The organism is Actinokineospora sp., from assembly GCF_050699995.1.
Lineage (GTDB): Bacteria > Actinomycetota > Actinomycetes > Mycobacteriales > Pseudonocardiaceae > Actinokineospora.
On the sequence record NZ_JBOHGC010000562.1, the window covers coordinates 1 to 3,926 of the forward strand.

A 3,926-nucleotide genomic window follows, 5' to 3' on the forward strand; every position below is an offset into this window, starting at 1 on the left:
GACCCGCATCGACAACCCGCTGCTGTGCGAGGAGGACGGCCCGGTCTACCAGCTTCGCCGCTGGTACGAGCAGTTCTACGTCGACGCCGCCGAGGTCAGCGAGGACATGACCCGGCGCTTCGAGTTCGAAGTGGACACCACGCGGGCGAACGAGGTGTGGGCCAAGGAGGTCGCCGAGAACCTGGCGGCCCGAAACACAGCGGAGTAGCGGTGTCCGAGCGGCGGGAGTTCCTGGAGGGCGGCTTGGCGCCGCTGGCCTGCGACCGGTGTGGGACGCGGGTGCTGGTCAAGAAGAACAGCGCCCGGCACACCAGCGTCCAGTGGACGACCGACCCCGCCGCGACGTGCCCGGAGTTCGCCGAGGCCGTGGCGGGCGGCACGGTCAGCGCCCTGGTCGACACGTGTTGGACCCTGCACGCCACGATCGAGCGGGCGGCGCGCGACGGAGAACTGGAGGTGCCCGGTGACTGAGCTGACCTCCCACCTGCTGACGGTGGCGGCGGTGGTCGAGGAGACCGCCGACGCCCGGTCGATCGTCTTCGACGCCGACTTTCCCTACGCCCCAGGCCAATTCCTCACCCTGCGGATCCCCAGCGACCAGTGCGGCTCGGTCGCCCGGTGCTACTCGCTGTCGAGTTCCCCTTACGAGGGCGGCAAACCGCAGGTCACGGTGAAGCGCACCGCGGCCGGGTACGCCTCGAACTGGGTGTGCGACAACGTCTCGGCCGGATCGACGATCGAGGTGCTCCCACCGTCGGGCATCTTCACCCCGAAGTCGCTGGACGCGGACCTGTTGCTGTTCGCGGGCGGCAGCGGCGTCACCCCGGTGATGTCGATCCTGAAGTCCGCGCTGGCCGAGGGAAGCGGCCGAATCGGCCTCGTCTACGCCAACCGCGACGAGTCCTCGGTGATCTTCGCCGCCGAGTTGCGCGCGCTGGCGGACAGACATCCCGAGCGCCTGACCGTGATCCACTGGCTGGAGAGCGTACAAGGGCTACCCAGCGCGGCCCAGTTGCTCACCCTGGCCCGCCCGTTCGCCGACCACGAAGCCTTCACCTGCGGCCCCGCGCCGTTCATGAAGGCCGTCACCGAAGCCCTGAAGTCACTGGGATTCCCCCGCGAACGCCGACACCTGGAACGGTTCGCGTCGCTGGGTGCGAACCCGTTCGACCAGGCCGTGGCCGCCGCCCCCGACCCGGACGGCGAGAAGGCCGTCGTCGAGTTGGAGTTGGACGGCAAACGACACACCGTCGACTGGCCGGTCACCAGCAAACTGCTGGACGTTCTGCTCGACAAGGGCCTGCCCGCTCCGTACTCCTGCCGGGAAGGCGCGTGCAGCGCTTGCGCGTACCGGCTGGTGTCAGGTGAGGTGAAGCTGCTGAACAACGAGGTGCTGGACCAGGAAGACCTCGACGAGGGGATCCGGCTGGCCTGCCAGTCGGTGCCGGTGACCTCGAAGGTCGAGATCAGCTACGAATGAGGGTGTCGCATGCCTATTGACCCCAAGGTCGCGATCGGGGCGGAACTGCCGGGGACGTCCTTCACCTGGACGGCCTCGGATGTCCTGCTGTACCACCTGGCCCTGGGCGCGGGCGGCGACCCGACGTCACCGCACGAACTCCGGTACGCGTTGGAGGACGACCTCCGGGTGCTGCCCACGTTCGGTGTGGTGGCGCCGAGTCTGCGGGTGTTCGAGCCGCCGTCGGTGTCGTTCCCGGGTATCTCGGTCGACTTGGCGAAGGTGCTGCACGGCAGCCAGGGGATCACCGTGCACGGGCCGATCCCGGTGGAGGGCAAGGCACGGATCGACTCGCGGATCGCCGAGGTGTGGGACAAGGGAAAGGCCGCGGTGATCGTCCAGGAGGCGACCGCGACCAGCCCGGACGGCGTGCTGCTGTGGACCACCCGGTCCAGCATCTTCGCCCGCGGCGAGGGCGGTTTCGGCGGCGAACGCGGGCCTGCCGCGGTGCCGTTCGAGCCATCCCGCGAGCCGGACCTGGTGATCGACACCCCGACCATGCCCCAGCAGGCGCTGCTGTACCGCTTGTGCGGTGACCGGAACCCGCTGCACGCCGACCCGGCCTTCGCCGCCGCGGCGGGCTTCTCGGCGCCGATCCTGCATGGGCTGTGCACCTACGGGATCGTGGCGAAGGCCCTGACCGATGCCGCGCTCGACGCCGACACCCGCCGGGTCCGGTCGTTCGACGCGCGCTTCGCCGGGGTCGTCTACCCGGGGGACACGCTGCGGACGTCGGCCTGGGTGGACGGCGACACGATCCACGCCACCACCACGGTCCCCGCGCGGGACGACGTCGCGGTGCTCGCCGGAATCACTCTGACGGTCTGACTCCCGTGGCGCCGACGGCAGCCCAGGAGACGCGGTAGACGATCGGCCGCACCCCGATCGGGGGTGCGGCCGACCCTGGCCTGCGATGATCAACTGGTCGCCGCGCCGGAGAGGTACTCACAGAGTGCCTTGAACAACTCTTCGACCGTCATCTGGCTCAGCTGGGAAATCGTCTCCCGCACCCACGCGTCGAGCCTGTTCCACCAGGCGACGAAGGCGGACCAGCCGCCGCGGACGGCCTTGACGCAGTCGTCCCAGTAGGTCTTCGCCAGCGACTTGAGAAACTCGACCACCGGCCTGAGCAACACCGACGACTGGGCGTCCGCCCCGGTCGCGTCCGGGATGACTGACGCGTCCCGCTGGTCGGCGACCAGCAGATCGCGGTAGTACAGCCACAGGTCGCGCCCACCGCCCGCGGGCCTGCAGTCGAACGCGGCGGCCTCCGTGGTGCTGACGGCCGCGACACCTGCGATGGTGCAGTGGAATACGTCCGGGTAGTGCCCCTTGCGGGTCCAGCCTTCGGGGGCCACCGCAGACGCGGGCCGCATTTCGGAGCGGGGTTCCGCGGTCGCGGCGGCCCCGTTGACGCCGGTGAGGGCGATGGCGGCAATGGCGAGGGTCGCGATCAGGCGGGTCTTATTCATGAGATCACTTGTCCTTCGTTGGAGGGTTTTCCGCTGTCGACGCCCGCTTCGTTCGAGCATCTGCCGTAGCCTCTGCTCACGGGCCGTCGTGGAAAGCATCGGAGCGTGACGACATGGGGCGGAAGTGGTTGACCGTCTCCCGCTGAACGGGAAACCCCGGGAAACACCTGGTCACAAGGTCGACCACCAGGTCGACCGCGGGTTCGGCGCCGAACTGCGGCGTTGGCGGATCAAGCGCGAGCTGTCCCTGTCCGGCCTGGCGCGGCTGGTGCACTACAGCAAGGGCTATCTCAGCAAGATCGAAAACGGTGACAAACCACCGAATCCGGACATTGCCCGCCGGTGCGACGAGGCCCTCCGGGCTGACGGACAGCTTGTCTCGCTGGTGCCGGGGCCGACGGTGTCGATCCCGACTCAGGCCGAATCACCGGAGCAAGCGCTGTGCCCGTTCCGCGGCCTCGCCGCCTTCACCGCCGCGGAGGCCGACTGGTTCTTCGGTCGGGAGCGGGTCGTCGCCGAACTTGTCGAGCGCGTGGCCGAGTGCCGGGACAAGGGGGTGCCGGTCACCGTGGTGGCGCCGTCCGGGGCGGGCAAGTCGTCGCTGCTGCGCGCGGGGCTGGTTCCGGCTCTGTCGCGCGGCGTCCTGCCATGGGCGGGTTCAGCGCAGTGGCCGGTGGTGGTGTTCACCCCCACCGCGAATCCGTGCGCCGAGCTCGCCAGGCGGCTGGAACACCTCGACGTCGAGAACTGCGTGGTGGTGATCGACCAGTTCGAGGAGGCTTTCGCGCTCTGCGCCAACCCCGGCTTGCGGGCCCGGTTCCTGGACGAGGTCTGCGCCCTCGCCACCCGCTTCCCGGTCGTGCTGGGCGTGCGCGCGGACTTCTACGGACAGCTGCTGGGCCATCCCGGGCTGGCGCGCTCGCTGCGGGAAGGGC

Annotated in this window: 5 protein-coding genes and 1 pseudogene; 5 read left to right on the plus strand and 1 reads right to left on the minus strand. The window is 69.6% G+C overall.

What is annotated here, in order from left to right; translation table 11 throughout:
- From ACRDSQ_RS27300 to ACRDSQ_RS27315, 4 genes and pseudogenes are all read left to right on the plus strand, one after another.
- Window positions 1–208 (plus strand): annotated as a pseudogene (locus tag ACRDSQ_RS27300) (3-ketosteroid-9-alpha-hydroxylase); the annotation flags it as partial.
- A gap of 2 nt (window positions 209–210) precedes the next feature.
- A complete protein-coding gene (locus ACRDSQ_RS27305; protein ID WP_431424932.1) occupies window positions 211–471 on the plus strand; it encodes a hypothetical protein in 261 nt (86 codons plus the stop codon).
- Entirely contained in the window at window positions 464–1,480 is a 1,017-nt protein-coding gene (locus tag ACRDSQ_RS27310) for a 2Fe-2S iron-sulfur cluster-binding protein (protein WP_431424933.1), read from the plus strand. Before ACRDSQ_RS27305 ends, ACRDSQ_RS27310 begins: the two co-directional genes overlap by 8 nt.
- A gap of 9 nt (window positions 1,481–1,489) precedes the next feature.
- Complete coding sequence (locus ACRDSQ_RS27315) at window positions 1,490–2,347, plus strand: MaoC/PaaZ C-terminal domain-containing protein (protein ID WP_431424934.1); 858 nt, start codon at window positions 1,490–1,492, stop codon at window positions 2,345–2,347.
- 89 nt (window positions 2,348–2,436) lie between these two features.
- On the opposite strand, the gene ACRDSQ_RS27320 is transcribed toward ACRDSQ_RS27315, so the two are convergent.
- Entirely contained in the window at window positions 2,437–2,991 is a 555-nt protein-coding gene (locus ACRDSQ_RS27320) for a hypothetical protein (RefSeq protein ID WP_431424936.1), read from the minus strand.
- Between the two features lie 124 nt (window positions 2,992–3,115).
- On the opposite strand from ACRDSQ_RS27320, the gene ACRDSQ_RS27325 reads away from it, so the two are divergent.
- Window positions 3,116–3,926: helix-turn-helix domain-containing protein (locus ACRDSQ_RS27325; protein ID WP_431424937.1), on the plus strand; the 811-nt coding region annotated here is incomplete at its 3' end.